This is a genomic window from Caballeronia sp. LZ029, assembly GCF_031451275.1.
Lineage (GTDB): Bacteria > Pseudomonadota > Gammaproteobacteria > Burkholderiales > Burkholderiaceae > Caballeronia > Caballeronia jiangsuensis.
On the sequence record NZ_JARUXO010000001.1, the window covers coordinates 405,367 to 420,297 of the forward strand.

At 63.6% G+C, this 14,931-nt stretch carries 14 protein-coding genes; 6 read left to right on the top strand and 8 right to left on the bottom strand.

Features of this window, described 5'->3' with window-relative positions; genetic code table 11:
- Nucleotides 1-124 precede the first annotated feature (124 nt).
- The 6 genes from QCE73_RS01935 to QCE73_RS01960 all read left to right on the top strand — a co-directional run bounded on the left by QCE73_RS01935 (nt 125) and on the right by QCE73_RS01960 (nt 6,378).
- Complete coding sequence (locus QCE73_RS01935) at nt 125-829, top strand: TagK domain-containing protein (protein ID WP_309879563.1); 705 nt, start codon at nt 125-127, stop codon at nt 827-829.
- Nucleotides 826-1,614 carry a type VI secretion system accessory protein TagJ gene (locus tag QCE73_RS01940; protein WP_309879564.1) on the top strand — a complete coding sequence of 263 codons (789 nt, stop codon included), beginning with the start codon at nt 826-828 and terminating at the stop codon, nt 1,612-1,614. The genes QCE73_RS01935 and QCE73_RS01940 overlap by 4 nt, the downstream gene beginning before the upstream one ends.
- A 4-nt stretch (nt 1,615-1,618) precedes the next feature.
- Nucleotides 1,619-2,179, top strand: a complete 561-nt coding sequence (gene tssE / locus QCE73_RS01945; protein WP_309879565.1) for a type VI secretion system baseplate subunit TssE — start codon at nt 1,619-1,621, stop codon at nt 2,177-2,179.
- 79 nt (nt 2,180-2,258) lie between these two features.
- Nucleotides 2,259-4,151 (top strand): type VI secretion system baseplate subunit TssF, encoded by a 1,893-nt coding sequence (tssF, locus tag QCE73_RS01950; protein ID WP_309879566.1) that lies wholly within the window; start codon nt 2,259-2,261, stop codon nt 4,149-4,151.
- A complete protein-coding gene (gene tssG / locus QCE73_RS01955) occupies nt 4,151-5,215 on the top strand; it encodes a type VI secretion system baseplate subunit TssG (RefSeq protein ID WP_309879568.1) in 1,065 nt (354 codons plus the stop codon). Before tssF ends, tssG begins: the two co-directional genes overlap by 1 nt.
- Before the next feature lie 5 nt (nt 5,216-5,220).
- Nucleotides 5,221-6,378, top strand: a complete 1,158-nt coding sequence (locus QCE73_RS01960) for a type VI secretion system ImpA family N-terminal domain-containing protein (RefSeq protein ID WP_309879569.1) — start codon at nt 5,221-5,223, stop codon at nt 6,376-6,378.
- A 262-nt stretch (nt 6,379-6,640) separates the two neighbouring features.
- Here the strand turns inward: QCE73_RS01960 and ruvB are convergent, their stop codons facing one another.
- From ruvB to QCE73_RS02000, 8 genes are all read right to left on the bottom strand, one after another.
- A complete protein-coding gene (ruvB, locus tag QCE73_RS01965; protein WP_309879570.1) occupies nt 6,641-7,702 on the bottom strand; it encodes a Holliday junction branch migration DNA helicase RuvB in 1,062 nt (353 codons plus the stop codon).
- A gap of 56 nt (nt 7,703-7,758) precedes the next feature.
- Nucleotides 7,759-8,340, bottom strand: a complete 582-nt coding sequence (gene ruvA / locus QCE73_RS01970; RefSeq protein WP_035497690.1) for a Holliday junction branch migration protein RuvA — start codon at nt 8,338-8,340, stop codon at nt 7,759-7,761.
- Nucleotides 8,341-8,373: 33 nt separating this feature from the next.
- Nucleotides 8,374-8,916, bottom strand: a complete 543-nt coding sequence (gene ruvC, locus QCE73_RS01975; RefSeq protein WP_035497948.1) for a crossover junction endodeoxyribonuclease RuvC — start codon at nt 8,914-8,916, stop codon at nt 8,374-8,376.
- Nucleotides 8,917-9,004: 88 nt separating this feature from the next.
- Nucleotides 9,005-10,570 (bottom strand): bifunctional phosphoribosylaminoimidazolecarboxamide formyltransferase/IMP cyclohydrolase, encoded by a 1,566-nt coding sequence (purH, locus tag QCE73_RS01980; protein ID WP_309879572.1) that lies wholly within the window; start codon nt 10,568-10,570, stop codon nt 9,005-9,007.
- A 64-nt stretch (nt 10,571-10,634) separates the two neighbouring features.
- On the bottom strand, nt 10,635-10,868 hold the full coding sequence (locus tag QCE73_RS01985; RefSeq protein WP_008351548.1) for a Fis family transcriptional regulator: 234 nt from the start codon (nt 10,866-10,868) through the stop codon (nt 10,635-10,637).
- Entirely contained in the window at nt 10,865-11,959 is a 1,095-nt protein-coding gene (dusB, locus tag QCE73_RS01990; RefSeq protein WP_187607498.1) for a tRNA dihydrouridine synthase DusB, read from the bottom strand. The genes QCE73_RS01985 and dusB overlap by 4 nt, the downstream gene beginning before the upstream one ends.
- 211 nt (nt 11,960-12,170) lie before the next feature.
- Complete coding sequence (locus QCE73_RS01995; RefSeq protein ID WP_309879573.1) at nt 12,171-13,367, bottom strand: UbiH/UbiF/VisC/COQ6 family ubiquinone biosynthesis hydroxylase; 1,197 nt, start codon at nt 13,365-13,367, stop codon at nt 12,171-12,173.
- A 2-nt stretch (nt 13,368-13,369) separates the two neighbouring features.
- Entirely contained in the window at nt 13,370-14,767 is a 1,398-nt protein-coding gene (locus QCE73_RS02000) for an aminopeptidase P N-terminal domain-containing protein (protein ID WP_309879574.1), read from the bottom strand.
- Nucleotides 14,768-14,931 lie beyond the last annotated feature (164 nt).

Consider the following 14,931-nt stretch of genomic DNA (forward strand, 5'->3'; position numbering starts at 1 on the left):
TGGGTTGCTCTCCACCAAAACATCGAAGAGCGTAACTAATCTTCACACAGCCAAGCCAACCGATAGACGTCTCTTCACCCGTACTGTCTAATACGCGTCTTGGAGTTAGTTAAGTGTTCTTACTATGTCGATGTTGAAGGTTCCATGGCGGCGCCGGGGTACCGCTGCGGCGAGAAAGATCGTCAGCGAGATGCGCGCACCCGGCAACGCTCACCAGCGTGAGACAGACAGCACTTGGATAGACCTCCTCTCCGACGCCGACAGCCAGTTGAAGAGCGACCCGGTCCTCGGCCTCATAGGCGGAGCGGCTGACGAGGCCGGTCTCGAATCCATTCGGGCCGAAATGGCGGCGGCATCGGACCACCAGACGAATGCATCCGCGGCATCCAATGCTTCGAAGGATCTGATCAACTCGCTGCAACGCCAATACTGGCGTGCGCTCGCCGATCCGCACGACGTCCTTATGGGGTCATGGGCCTGGCAAGAGAACGAACCTGCGCCTCCGCCAATGATCGAGGCTGCCGAGCATGGCTGGCAGGCTCCGAAGGCATCGTCGCAGTACGAATCGATCGAGGCGTTGCTTTCAGGTCAGCACACCCTGGAGGACGCGTTCGGCCAGATGACGCCCGGCCACGACGACCTGGAAGTAGACGCCGTGCCGGAAGTGTTGCGTCTTTTCGCACCGGTCGAATATCACGCGGCGGAGGCGCGCCGTTCGGCCGCCTTGCCACCCGCCCTGAACAGGCGCGAGCATCACGTATTGTCGGTCGACAGCGCTTTCGTCGCCCCCGCGGCTGCCGATCACGAAGGACCAGAGGAAATAGCATGACACCGTTAGAACAACAAATTCACGAAACCGAAACGCAGATCCGCGCGCAGCCGGCCAACACTTCTCATCGCTGGGCCTTGTTCCAACTGCTGTGCATGACGGGTGACTGGACGCGCGCCATGCAGCAACTGCAATTGTGGGCGAAGCTCGGCAAGGAGCAGGATCGCATGGCGCAGGTGTTTCGTGATCTGGTTCGGGCAGAGTGCTGGCGCGCGAAGGTCATGGCAGGCCACGAAAAGCCTTCCTTCGTGCTGGAGCCGCCCGTCTGGATCGAAGGACTCTCCGAGGCATTGCGCCTGAGCGCCGAAGGCCGTATCGACGAAGCCGATGCCGCACGCGAAGCGGCGCTGGATGCCGCGCCGCTCACCGCCGCGCGGACGCCACAAGGTGTCGCCGAGTGGGTGGCGGACAGCGACTCTCGCCTTGGCCCCGTGTTCGAGATCATTACCGCCGGCCATTACCGCTGGGTGCCGTTCGCCGACATCGCCACATGGCACGTCACTCCGCCGAGTGCGCTGATCGATCTCATTTGGGCGCCGTGCGTGCTGACACTGATCGACGGCAGCACCGTGCGCGGCTTCGTTCCCGCGCGCTATGCGGGCTCGGAGACCGGCTCCGACTCCATTCGCCGCGGCCGGGAAACGGTTTGGCGTGAAGCCGGCCGTACCGGCGTCATCGCGCTCGGGCAGAAGACGTGGGCGACGGCGCAGGGAGACTTCGGCGTGTTCGACTGGCTGCTCGGCGACTTCGGCGCACGCGCAACGGCGGACGCACAGGCAGCCTGAGAAGATGTCCGTGACCCGTCGTAAAGTCCCGTTGCCTGATGGCGGTAACGCCGCGCGCGCGCCGCGCCGCACCGACGCGCGCATCATGCCGACCCTGCTCGACCGCCTGCGCGACGACGAACCGCGAAGTACGTCCGAGTCACCCGACGCGTACGCAGTGTCGCGCAGACAGATGCGCAGCATCGTCCAGCGCGACCTGACATATCTTCTCAACACGACGAACATCGAGGACCGGATCGATAGCGAGCGCTATCCACAGGCCGTGGAGTCGACCGTGAACTTTGGGGTACCGCCGCTGACGGGCGAATCTCTTTCGTCGCTGCAATGGCCCAACATCGAGCAGGCGCTTCGCCGTGTGATCGAGCGATTCGAGCCACGTCTTCGCTCGGACTCGCTCACTATCCGGGTGCTGGATGCGGATAAGGGTGTGGCGCATCGCAACGTCCTGTCGTTCGAGGTTCGCGGCGAAATCCAGATGGACCCGTATCCACTCGAATTCATGGTGCAGAGCTCGCTCGATCTGGAGACGAGTCAGATCGACATGAATAGTGCAAGCGCGGATTGAGCGCACAGGCGCGCAGGCGACCGCCCACGCATGCACGCCACCGTGCTAACGAACAGAGACGAACAAGACGAGACTCTCAATGGATCCTCGATTGCTGGATTACTACAACCAGGAACTCATCTACATGCGCGAGCTCGCCGTCGAGTTTGCGCAGGCGCATCCGAAGATCGCTCGTCGGCTCGGCATGCAGGCAGGCGAGGTGGCCGATCCGTATGTCGAGCGGTTGATCGAATCGTTCTGCTTCATGGCGGCGCGCACGCAACTCAAGCTCGATGCCGAGTTCCCGCGTTTCACCGGGCGGCTGCTCGAGGTGATCTATCCGAATTACGTCGCGCCGACACCGTCAATCGCCGTTGCTCGAGTCTTTCCTGGCGATCAGGCAGGCTCGCTTATCAAAGGCTATAAAGTGCCGCGCGGCACCACACTCACCTCCGAGGTTGCCGAAGGCGAGAAGACTGCCTGCACCTTTACAAGCGGTCAGGATGTCACCGTCTGGCCGGTGCGCATTAAGGAGGCCCGCCTGACTGGCGTGCCGCCCGATATTCCATCGCTGAGCCGCTATGTGTCGCCCGACCGGCAGGTGCGGGGTGCACTGCGTCTGAAGCTCGAGACCACAGGCGAAATCAGCTTCTCGGACATCGCGGGTCTCGACCGGCTTCCGGTGTATCTCGCCGGTGACGAACAGGTCGCGTCGCATCTTTACGAGTTGGTGCACGTGTCCAGTCTGGCGACCGTGATCGGGGCGCCCGGCCAATTTGGATCGACGTCGCATCGTCCGTGCTTCGTGACGGAGAACGCCGTCGAGCACGACGGCTTGGGCACTGATCAGAACCTGCTGCCGCTGACCTGGGCGAAATTCCACGGCCACAATTTGCTGCACGAGTACTTCGCATGCCCGGCGCGTTTCTGGTTCTTCGCCCTCAATGGATTGGCGCGTGGGCTTTCGAGCATCGACAAGCGCGAAGCGGAGATCGTGATTCTCCTCGATCGCCCGCCCGGCCAACTGGCCAATCTGGTCGATGCGTCTCGTTTCGCGCTGTATTGCACGCCGGTCATCAATCTGTTCGAGAAGCATACGGACCGCGTCAGGCTCGAGCCAGGTGACACGGAGTGCCACGTCGTGCCGGCGCGCCTCGCGCCGCTCGACTACGAGGTGTACTCCGTGCAGACCGTCTATGGGCAGGTTGGCATCAATTCGGAAGAGTTGTCCTTCAGACCGCTCTATCAGACGCTGAACAACGATGAGGGCAACTACGGCCGCTACTTTTCTATCCGCCGTGAACGGAGGCTGCACTCCGATTCCGCGCGCCGCTATGGGACGCGCACGCCGTATATCGGCACGGAGCTATTCCTCTCGCTGGTGGATCAGAAAGAGGCGCCGTATCCTGAAGGGATTCGCTATATATCGGTCGATGCACTGGTGACGAATCGCGATCTCGCGACGCTCGTGCCCCGTAACGGTGAGAGCGATCTGGACGCGGGCGAGTCCTCCGGACCGATCGCGAGCATCGGGCTGATACGCGCGCCGAGCGCGCCGCGTCCGCCGTATGCGGATCGAGAGATGGCCTGGCGATTGATCCGGCAACTCAACTTCAACTATCTGGCGCTGGAAGATCTGGATCACCGCCCCGGTGGACAGGCGCTGCGCGACCTGCTGCGTCTATACGTAATGGACGACGACAGCGACTATCAGCGTCAGATCGAAGGACTCGTCGGCGTGAAGACGCGACCGGTGACCCGCAAACTGCCCGGCACGGGACCGATGACCTTCGGACGCGGCATCGAGTGTACGTTGACGATCGATGAAAGCGGTTTCTCAGGTGCGAGTCCGTATCTGTTCGGGTTGATTCTCGAGCAGTGGCTCGCGCGCCATGTGTCGATCAACAGCTTCACGCAAACGGAACTTCATTCCATGCAGCGCGGCCTGATCCACACCTGGCAGGTACGCACCGGCACGCGTGGGGTCGTGTGATGAGGCGCGTGACGCTCCCTGATCTGATTCGCGACAATACGCTGTCGTCCAAAATGCTCGAAACCCTGGAAGCCGAGCCGTGGCGTCATGGCTTTCTGGCCTTGTTGCGCAGGATCGCCGCGCATCCTGGCCTTGAAGCGATCGGTACCGCACGGCGCCCGGGCACCGAGCCGTTTCGTCTCGGACAGACGCCGACGCTCGCCTTCGCGCCTCGTGACATCGCGGGTGTCGAGCGATCCGGCGAGCATCTCCGGATCAGCTTATTCAGCTTGGGCATGCTCGGGCCGAACGGCCCATTGCCTATCCATGTAACGGAAATGGCGCGTGATCGTCAACAGGGCCGCAACGACACGACCACCGTCGATTTCTTCGATATCTTTCATCACCGCGCGCTGGCGCTGTTTTATCGGGCATGGGCTTCAGCGCAAGCGGCGGCTGGTCTGGACCGGGTCGACGACGAAAGTTTCTCTTTCTATATCGCGAGCCTGTCGGGTCAGGATGCCAAAGAGATGCGTGAGAGGGCCTTGCCGTCGCATGCGCGGCTGGCTGCGTCGGCGCATCTGGTGCGGGAGTCGCGAAATGCCGAAGGCTTGCGCGCGACTCTCGCACATTACTTCTCCGTGCCGGTCGAGATACAAGAGCGAATTTTTCACTGGATCGACATCGATACGAAGGACCAGGGCCGTATAGGTGCTGCGGGACCGGGCGCAATGATGGGACGGGGCGCGATGCTCGGGCGCGTCGCGCCAGACCGGCAACACCGGTTTCGAATCGTGATCGGACCTGTGGATTTGCAGTCGTACCTGCGCTTCACGCCCAAGGGCGCAGATCTGCCGCATCTGGTCGAATGGGTGCGTGCCTTTGTCGGAAGAGAACTCGGATGGGAACTCGAACTGCGCATCAATCCCGCGAGTGCACCCCCCGCGCAGATGGGACGCGAGCAGCAGATGGGCTGGTCCGGCTGGCTGGGCCGCCCGAATCCCGATCGGCCTATCAAGGGCATGGTCTTCGAGCCCGAACGCTACGCGCATCAGTTCGTGCGTCGCACTCCGACATACAGGTAAATTAAATGGTGTCTCATACGGTGGACAAGAATCCAGCCGACAAACAGAAGCAACACCGCACGGACGCCGTGCAATCGGAGGACGTGCCCTGCGAATGGACGACGCCCGTCACGGACGCCGAACCGTGCGGGCCGGACCTCGAATACGACCACGACTTTGTCGTGCTGTTCGCCAGCACGGTGGCGAGGCAGGACGTGCAGTACGGCTCATTCGTCGGCGCCGCCGATCCGATCAACTGGGGCGATATAGGCCGAGATTGCCAGCGTTTGCTTCGCCGCACCAAGGATATCCGGGTAGCCGTTCTGCACGCGCGCTGCCGGACACGCCAGGCGGGTGCGACTGGCCTGCCCGAGGGCGTGGGTCAGCTTGCAGCCTGGCTCCAGACGTACCCGGAGCAAGTGCATCCTTGCGAGGGAAAGGATTACGGGCGCGACGAAGTGCAGGAAATGCGCATGAACGCGCTGCTGGGATTGGTCGATCCGGAAGGGCTGATGGCCGACGTGCGCGAAATCGTGCTGGTGAAATCGACAGTTGCGCGTTTGCGGGTGCGTGACGTCGAGCGCGCGTTTGCCGTTCCGCGCCCGGCGGACGCGCTTGCGCCGGATTCCGTCGTGCTGCAATTGCGAGAATTGCGGATGCAGCAGTCCGCGACGATGGCCGCGTTCGAAGCGACGCTGGCGCATCTCGAAACGATCGATAAGTGGTGCGGTGAGGAGTTGGGTGACAATCGGCCCGACCTTGCGCCGTTGGTGAGGCTCTTGGAGCTTTTCCGGCTTCCGATCGCCGACGAGGCAGCGCCAGCGACGCACGACGAGCCGCTCGCAGCCGACGTTTTGACGGCCGGAGTTGACGACGCGGACTCCGACGCGTCAGACGAAGAGGGGGCGGTAGACATCCCTGGCGCCGATGAAGTCGAGTCGGTTCATATCAAGACTCCGACGCGAGGCGTCACGCCGTTTGCACCGTTCGAGCCGCACGCACCGTCAAACGACAGGCAAAGCGCGTTGGCTTCAATTCGCGCGGCGCGGCTCTGGTTCGAGATGAATGAGCCCAGCAGTCCGATTCCAGTGTTGCTGAAACGAGCGGAAGCATTCGTGGGCAAGCGTTATTCGGACGTTGTGAAGGCTATTCCGGCTGAACTGCTGGCGGAGTGGGATATTTAGACAGCAGGCTTCTTGTTCGCCGCCACGAAATTGATTGCGATCAGTTCAGACAACTTTGAACTGATCGCTCGCAGCGTCGTTGCGCAACTTAGGCATGGCAAAAAGAGAAACGCGCGTTGCGAAGTGCGTGCGATTGATGCGAGGTCTCTTGCGCCTGTTGCACACTGCGACAAGCGATCGTTTGCCGTGAGGCGCGAAAGGCTCAATACCCGCGCGACTGCGGCTGCTTCCACGGCGTGGTGTTGCACCGGGTTGCTCCGGCTTACCCGTTGCTCGTATCCCAAAGATCCCGAATCGGCCCTGCATCCGGCGCAGCAATACCAAAGTGCCGATAAGTAAGCATAGTCGCGACGCGGCCGCGCGGCGTGCGCTGCAAAAAGCCTTGCTGGATCAGATACGGCTCCAGCACGTCCTCGATCGTATCGCGCTCCTCACCGATTGCCGCGGCGAGATTGTCCACGCCGACCGGCCCGCCGTCGAACTTGTGCAGGATCGCTTCGAGCAGCTTGCGGTCCATCAGATCGAAGCCGACAGGATCGACATCGAGCATCTTCAGCGCGCGGTCGGCGACATCGGAGGTAATCATGCCGTCCGCTCTGACTTCGGCGTAGTCGCGCACCCGGCGCAGCAGGCGGTTCGCGATCCGCGGCGTGCCACGCGAGCGCTTCGCGATTTCCAGTGCGCCCTCGGGCACGATCTCGGCCTTCAACAGCGACGCCGACCGCGCCACGATACGCGCCAGCTCGCTCGCGTTATAAAACTCAAGCCGCGACACGATGCCGAAGCGGTCGCGCAACGGATTCGTCAGCATGCCCGCGCGCGTGGTCGCGCCGACGAGCGTGAACGGCTGCAGATCCAGCTTCACGCTGCGCGCGGCCGGTCCTTCGCCGATCATGATGTCGATCTGATAATCCTCTAACGCCGGATACAGGATTTCCTCGACGACCGGCGAAAGCCGGTGAATCTCGTCGATGAACAGCACGTCGTTCGCTTCGAGATTGGTGAGGAGCGCGGCGAGATCGCCCGCGCGCTCCAGCACCGGGCCGGAAGTCTGCCGCAGATTCACGCCCATTTCCCGCGCAATGATATGCGCGAGCGTCGTCTTGCCGAGACCCGGCGGCCCGAACAGCAGTACGTGATCGAGCGCTTCGGAGCGCCGCTTGGCCGCTTCGATGAAGATTTCGAGCTGCCCGCGCGCCTTTTCCTGCCCGATGTATTCGTCGAGCTTGTGCGGGCGCAGCGCGCGCTCGAACGCTTCCTCGTTCGGCGAGACGGGCTTGGCCGAGATGACGCGTTCGGCGGCGAGTTTGTCGGTTTCGATCATGGGTCGATTGTACAGCGAGGTTTCTCGCGGCGAAGCTGGCCGAACGGCCTAGGCCGTCACGCCTTCGAGAGCGCCTTCAGCGCCAGCTTGATGCCTTCGGACACCCCCGTTCCCGCCGGCACGTTCTTGACGGCGGCGAGCGCTTCCTTCTCGGAATAGCCGAGCGCGAGCAGCGCGTTGAGGATATCGGATGCGTGATCGGACTGTGAAACCGTGCCCGCGATCGCGCCGAGATCCGCGCCGAGCTTGCCTTTCAGTTCGAGCAGCAGCCGCTCCGCCGTCTTCTTGCCGATGCCGGGCACGCGCGTGAGGCGCGCGGCGTCCTGCGTCGTCACGGTCTGTGAGAGTTCGTGCACGCTCATGCCCGAAAGCACCGCCAGCGCCATCCGCGCACCGATGCCGCTGATCTTCAGCAACTCGCGGAACGTCGAGCGTTCCTGCGCGGTGAGAAAGCCGTACAGCAGATGCGCATCCTCGCGCACGATCAGTTGCGTGAGCAGCACGACTTTTTCGCCGGCGTTCGGCAGGTTGTAGAACGTGCTCATCGGCACGTCGATTTCGTAGCCGACGCCGTTGCAATCGACGAGCAGGTGCGGCGGATTTTTTTCCAGCAGAACGCCGGCGATGCGACCGATCATGTGTTTGAACCAGGAAAAGTGTTATTGGCCTTATCAGCCGATGAGCCTGCCGCGCCGCACGCGCAAGCCTTTCTTCGCAAGCCCCGGCGCGATGCCGCCCAACGCCGCGAGACCGGTGCCGCCGTGCGCGTGACAAATGGCCATGCCGAGCGCGTCGGCGGCGTCGGTGCCCGGCACGCCGGAGAGGCTCAAGAGACGCACGACCATCTGCTGCATCTGTTCCTTCGTCGCGCGTCCGTAGCCGACCACGGCCTGCTTCAACTGCAACGCCGTGTATTCCGCGACCGGCACGCCGCTCGCGACGAGCCCGCAAATGGCCGCGCCGCGCGCCTGCCCGAGCAGCAGCGTCGATTGCGGATTCACGTTGACGAAGACTTTTTCGATCGCGGCCTGATCCGGATTGTGCTGCGCGATGAGCGTCGAGATGCCGCTGAAGATGGTGTTCAGACGCGAAGGCAAGTCGGCATCGGCCGTCTTGATGACGCCGCTCGTCACGTAAGTGAGCGTGTGCCCCGTCTTGTCGATGATGCCGAAGCCCGTCACGCGCAGGCCGGGGTCGATGCCGAGGATTCTCATTCGTTCGCGATGCGCGTAGTCCAAATCAAAAAGGCCTGCTTGCGCCGTTCTAGCGCAAACAGGCCAATCTTAAATGAAGCGGACGGGATTAATGACGGAAATGACGCGTGCCGGTGACGATCATCGCGACATTGTGCTCGTCGGCTGCGGCGATCACTTCGTCGTCGCGCATGGAGCCGCCCGGCTGGATCACGCAGGTCGCGCCCGCATTCACGACGACATCGAGGCCGTCACGGAACGGAAAGAACGCATCCGAGGCCACCGCCGAGCCGTTCAGCGTCAGACCGGCGTTCTGCGCCTTGATGCCCGCGATGCGCGCCGAATCCACGCGGGTCATCTGGCCCGCGCCGACGCCGAGCGTCATGCCGCCGCCGCAGAACACGATCGCATTCGACTTCACGTACTTCGCGACGCGCCACGCGAACATCAGATCGTCCATTTCCTTCGGCGTCGGGTGGCGCTTCGTCACGACGCGCAGTTCGTGCGGCTGCACGTTCTTCGCATCGAGCGATTGCACCAGCAGGCCGCCGCCGACGCGCTTCAGGTCGAACGTGTTGTGACCGTCGCCGAGCGCGATCTGCAACAGACGCACGTTCTGCTTCGCCGCGAACACGGCGCGGGCCGCGTCGCTGAACGACGGCGCGATCAGCACTTCGACGAACTGCTTCGCGACCGCTTGCGCGGTCGCTTCATCGACTTCGCGATTGAACGCGATGATCCCGCCGAACGCCGAGGTCGGGTCCGTCTTGAACGCCTTCGAGTACGCTTCGGCCGAATCTGCGCCGACGGCCACACCGCACGGATTCGCGTGCTTGATGATGACGCACGCGGGCGCATCGAACGTCTTCACGCATTCCCACGCGGCATCGGAATCGGCGATGTTGTTGTACGACAGTTCCTTGCCCTGCAACTGCTCGTAGTTCGCGAGCGCGCCGGCGGGCACCGAAAGGTCGCGGTAGAACGCCGCGCTCTGATGCGGGTTCTCGCCGTAGCGCAGATCCTGAACCTTCTCGAACGCCATGTTGAAGGTCGCCGGATACGTGTTGCGGCTCGCATGCTGCAACTCTTCGGTGAGGCTCGTCAGATAGTTCGTGATCGCGCCGTCGTATTGCGCGGTGTGCGCGAACACCTTCGTCGCGAGACGGAAGTTCGTCTTGTAGCCGACGGCATTATTGTTCGCGCGCATCTCGTCGAGCACGGCGGCGTAATCGGCCGGATCGACGACAACCGTCACGTCGCGATGATTCTTCGCCGCCGAGCGCAGCATGGTCGGGCCGCCGATATCGATGTTCTCGATCGCGTCTTCCAGCGAGCACTCTTCCTTCGACACCGTCTGCACGAACGGATAAAGATTGACGACCAGCAGATCGATGGTCGGAATATCGTGCTTTTCCAGCGCGGCCATATGCTCGGGCAGGTCGCGGCGCGCGAGAATCCCGCCGTGAACCTTCGGATGCAGCGTCTTCACGCGCCCGTCGAGCATTTCCGGGAAGCCGGTGTAGTCGGCGACCTCGGTCACGGGCAGGCCCGCGTCGGCGAGCAGTTTCGCGGTGCCGCCGGTCGAGAGGAGCTTGACGCCGAGCGCCGACAGCGATTTGGCGAAATCGACGATGCCGGATTTGTCGGAAACGGAGAGGAGCGCTTGCTTGATCATGATGAACACTGAAACCGAAAAGGGAAACCAGGCCGGACCAAGGCGCGCGCCTCAGTCCGCAGAATCAAATCAATCCGTGCTGCTGAAGCTTCTTGCGTAAGGTGTTGCGGTTGATGCCGAGATACTCGGCAGCGAGCGATTGGTTTCCGCCCGCCTGCTCGAGCACCACTTCGAGCATCGGTTTTTCCACGCACGAAATCACCATGTCGTATACGTCGTGCGGGTTGGAGCCGTCCAGGTCCTGAAAGTAGTTGTCGAGGCTCTGGCGGACGCATTGTTCGATGTTATGTCTGCTCATGCGGCAATCAGTCGGTCTGTCGTGTTGTTGTTCCCGCCGCACGATTCTTCCCCGTCCGCGTCTTCGGCGTCACCGGACTCGTCCACATAGACGAGGCGGTCCGACAACGCCTTTTGTGCGTCAAAGAATTCGTTGACGGCGAGCAATTGTTCTTTGGTCGTGTCCAGCGTATTCATCCGGTGCCGGAAGGTGTTGGCGCCGGAAAGGCCGCGAGTGTACCAGCCGATATGCTTGCGCGCAGTCCGTACGCCCGTGAATTCCCCATAAAAGGCGTAGTGATCTTCGAGGTGCTCGTTCATCACCTGCTGGATCTCGTCGATGCGCGGCGGCGGCAGGCGCTCGCCCGTCTTCAGAAAATGTTCGATTTCGCGAAACAGCCACGGACGACCCTGCGCCGCGCGGCCGATCATGATGGCGTCGGCGCCGGTCGCGGCGAGCACGTCGCGCGCTTTTTCGGGCGTCGTGATGTCGCCGTTCGCGACGACGGGAATGGTCACCGACGCCTTCACGGCCGCGATGGTGTCGTACTCCGCGTCGCCCTTGTAGAGATCTGCGCGTGTGCGGCCGTGGACGGTGAGCATCGAAATGCCTGCTTCCTGCGCGATCCGCGCAATGGTCAGCGCGTTCTTGTTCTCGCGATTCCACCCCGTGCGAATCTTGAGCGTGACGGGCACGGCGTCCGGACCCACGCCGACCGCCTGCACCACGGCTTCCACGATGCGCGCGACGAGCGGTTCGTTCTGCAGCAGCGCCGACCCCGCCGCGACGTTGCACACCTTTTTCGCCGGACAGCCCATGTTGATGTCGATGATCTGCGCACCGTTCGCCACGTTGTGGCGCGCGGCTTCCGCCAGCATCTGGGGATCGGCCCCGGCGATCTGCACCGAGATCGGCTCGACTTCGCCCGCGTGATTTGCGCGGCGCATGGTCTTCTCGCTTTTCCACAACTGCGCGTTCGACGCGACCATCTCAGACACCGCGTAGCCCGCGCCCATGCGCTTGCAGAGCTGCCGGAACGGGCGGTCGGTGACGCCTGCCATCGGAGCGACGAACAGGTTATTGCGCAGAACGTGTGAACCGATGGTGGGCATGAAGGCTAAACGATCCGCGCTGCGTTTCCGGCGAAAGCCGGGTCAGGCGGATGCAACGTTGCTTGAGGGGAAACGCATATTTTAACGCGAAGAGCGTGCTGAATTTAAGAGCAATCGCATGCAAGTCTTTAAATCTTCTATGAAAGAAGGCGCGTTCATAGAGGATAAGTTCCTTCGGTTAGTGCAGATGGTTGCCTTTTTCCGTGCCGGATCAACGTCGCTGGCCGAACATCATCTGCCGGGCGAGCGCGGATTTCACCGGCGGAAGGAACTCGAGCGCGGTGAGGGCGAGACCGCGCATCGCGGCCAGCGGCGGGAAATCGACCGTGAAGATGCGCGCGAGCGTGTCGGTGGCGCCGATCGTCAGGCGCCGGTCCAGCGCGCGGCGCTGCGCGAAACGGGCGAGCGCGAGCGGGCGCGGTCCGTCGGCGGACAACGCGTCGGTGAGTGCGAGCGCGTCGCGCAAGCCGAGGTTCAGGCCCTGACCCGCGACCGGATGCAGCGTCTGCGCGGCATTGCCGATGGCGACGGTGCGCCTGTCGACGAGCACGTCGAGCGCAGTCAGGCCGAGCGGGAACGCCGCACGCGACGCGATGCGCGTGAAGCGGCCCATGCGCGTGCCGAAGGCGGCGCCGAGTTCGGCGAGGAAAGTGTCGTCGTCGAGTTGCATGCGGCGCGCGGCTTCGTCGGGCGTGCAGCACCAGACGAGCGAGTAGTCCGCGTGACGCTGGCCGCCGCATGGCAGAAGCGCGATCGGCCCTTCGTTGGTGAAGCGTTCCCACGCGACATTCGCGCGCGGATCCGACACGCTCACCGTGCCGACGATGGCCGTTTGCCCATAATCCCGCGCGCGGCGCTCGCCGGGCGCGGTCACATCGCTCTTCTGATACAGACCGCCTTCGGCATTCACGAGCACTTTCACGCGGATCGTGCGCTCGCCGCCCGGCGACTGAAGCGGCAGCGTGACGCCGTCGTGATCCTGCAGCGGCGCGAGGGCGGAGGTATCGGTACACCAGTCGACGTTGGTCGCGCGCACCGCATCGGCGAGCGCGCCGACGAGCGAGCCGTAGCGCACCACATAGCCCAGTTCGGGCAATTCGTGCTCGTCGTGCTCGATCAGCGTGCGGCCGAAGTGTCCGCGCTGCGACACGTGAATGCGGCGGATCGGCGTGGCGTCACCGGGGAAGCCGAGCGGCTGGAGCATCACGCGGCTGCCGTGCGACAGCGCGAGGGCGCGCGGATCGCTGGCGGCGGCATCGGGCGTGCGTGCGTCGATCAGCGCGATGGAGAGCCGCGAGGTCGCGCTGCGCCGCGCGAGGCAGCCGGCGAGCGCGAGCCCGACCGGCCCCGCGCCGACGATGGCGATGTCGTAGTCGAAATGCGGTTCGATGTCTTGGACGTCGCTCATGTTCAGTTTGCGTTTGAATCGCGCATCAGCGCTTCGATCTCGTCGGCGGCGACGGGCACCTCGCGCGTTATCAGCTCGCAGCCGCTTTCCGTGACGATGGCGTCGTCCTCGATGCGGATGCCGATGTTCCAGTACTGCTCCGGCACATCTTCGGCGGCGCGCACGTAGAGACCCGGTTCGACCGTGAGCGCCATGCCGGGGGCGAGCATGCGCCAGGGACGCGCGCCTTGCTCGTCGAGCGGGCCGTCGGCCTCGCGATATTCGCCCGCGTCGTGCACGTCCATGCCGATCCAGTGCCCCGTGCGATGCATGTAGAAGCGCGCGTAGGCGCGTTGCGCAAGGACATCTTCGACGCTGCCGAACTTTGTCTTGTCGAGGATGCCGGTGTCGAGCAAGCCTTGCGACAGCACTCTCAACGCCGCCTGATGCGGTGCGTCGAAGCTCACGCCGGGGCGCGTCGCATCGACGGCTGCGGCCTGGGCCGCGAGCACGATGTCGTAGAGCGCTCGTTGCGCGGACGTGAAGCGGCCGCTCACGGGGAACGTGCGCGTGATGTCGGATGCGTAGCCGTCGAGTTCGCACGCGGCGTCGATGAGGATCAGGTCGCCGTCGCGCGCGATCGCGTTGCCCGCCGGATAGTGCAGCACGCAAGCGTTCGCCCCCGCCGCGACGATCGATCCGTATGCCGGCGCCTGCGCGCCGTGTCGGCGGAACGTGTAAAGCAGTTCGGCTTCGATCTCGTACTCGCGCATGCCGGGGCGGCATGCGCGCATCGCGCGGCGGTGCGCTTCGGCCGAAATCGATGCCGCGCGGCGCATGATGGCGATCTCGTGCGCGTCTTTCACGAGGCGCATCTCGTCGAGAGTCGGCAGCAAATGCTCCGCGCTGGCGGGCGCGCGCACGCCGGTGCGACTCTGCGCGCGCACGGCAGCAAGCCAGTCGCGCACTTGCGCATCGAGTTCTTCCGATGTGCCCAGCGCGTAGTGCAGCGCGGGCTTGTCGGCGATGAGCCGGGGCATTTCCTCGTCGAGCGCGCTGATGGGCAACGCGGCGTCGAAACCGAAGGCGTCGCGCGCGGCTTCCGGGCCGAAGCGAAAGCCTTCCCACGTTTCGCGCTCCGCGTTTTTTTCGCGGCAGAAGAGGATCGATGCGGGCTCGCCTTCCTTCGCGCTCGCGTTCAGGACGAGCGTTGCCTCGGGTTCGTTGAAGCCCGTCAGATAGTAGAAGTAGCTGTCATGCCGGAAAGGGTAGTCCGTGTCGCGGTTGCGCATGACTTCGGGCGCGGTCGGCACGATGGCGACGCCGCCGCCTCGCGCACGCAGCGCGGCGAGCACGCGCTCGCGGCGCGCGCGGTAAATATCGACGGCGATGGGACTGGCGAGTTCGGTCGGTGAGTTCATGCGCCGATTGTAGCGCCGGCTTCGCGATCACGGCATCTGGCCAATCGGCATAGGCCGAAACGCATTCGGGACGACGCCGTATCGCCCGTAAATCTGCCTATGCCATTCGGCCGAATGGTTTCACGCGCGCCGCCGCTGCATACTTGTTTCGAAGGAGGCGCGGA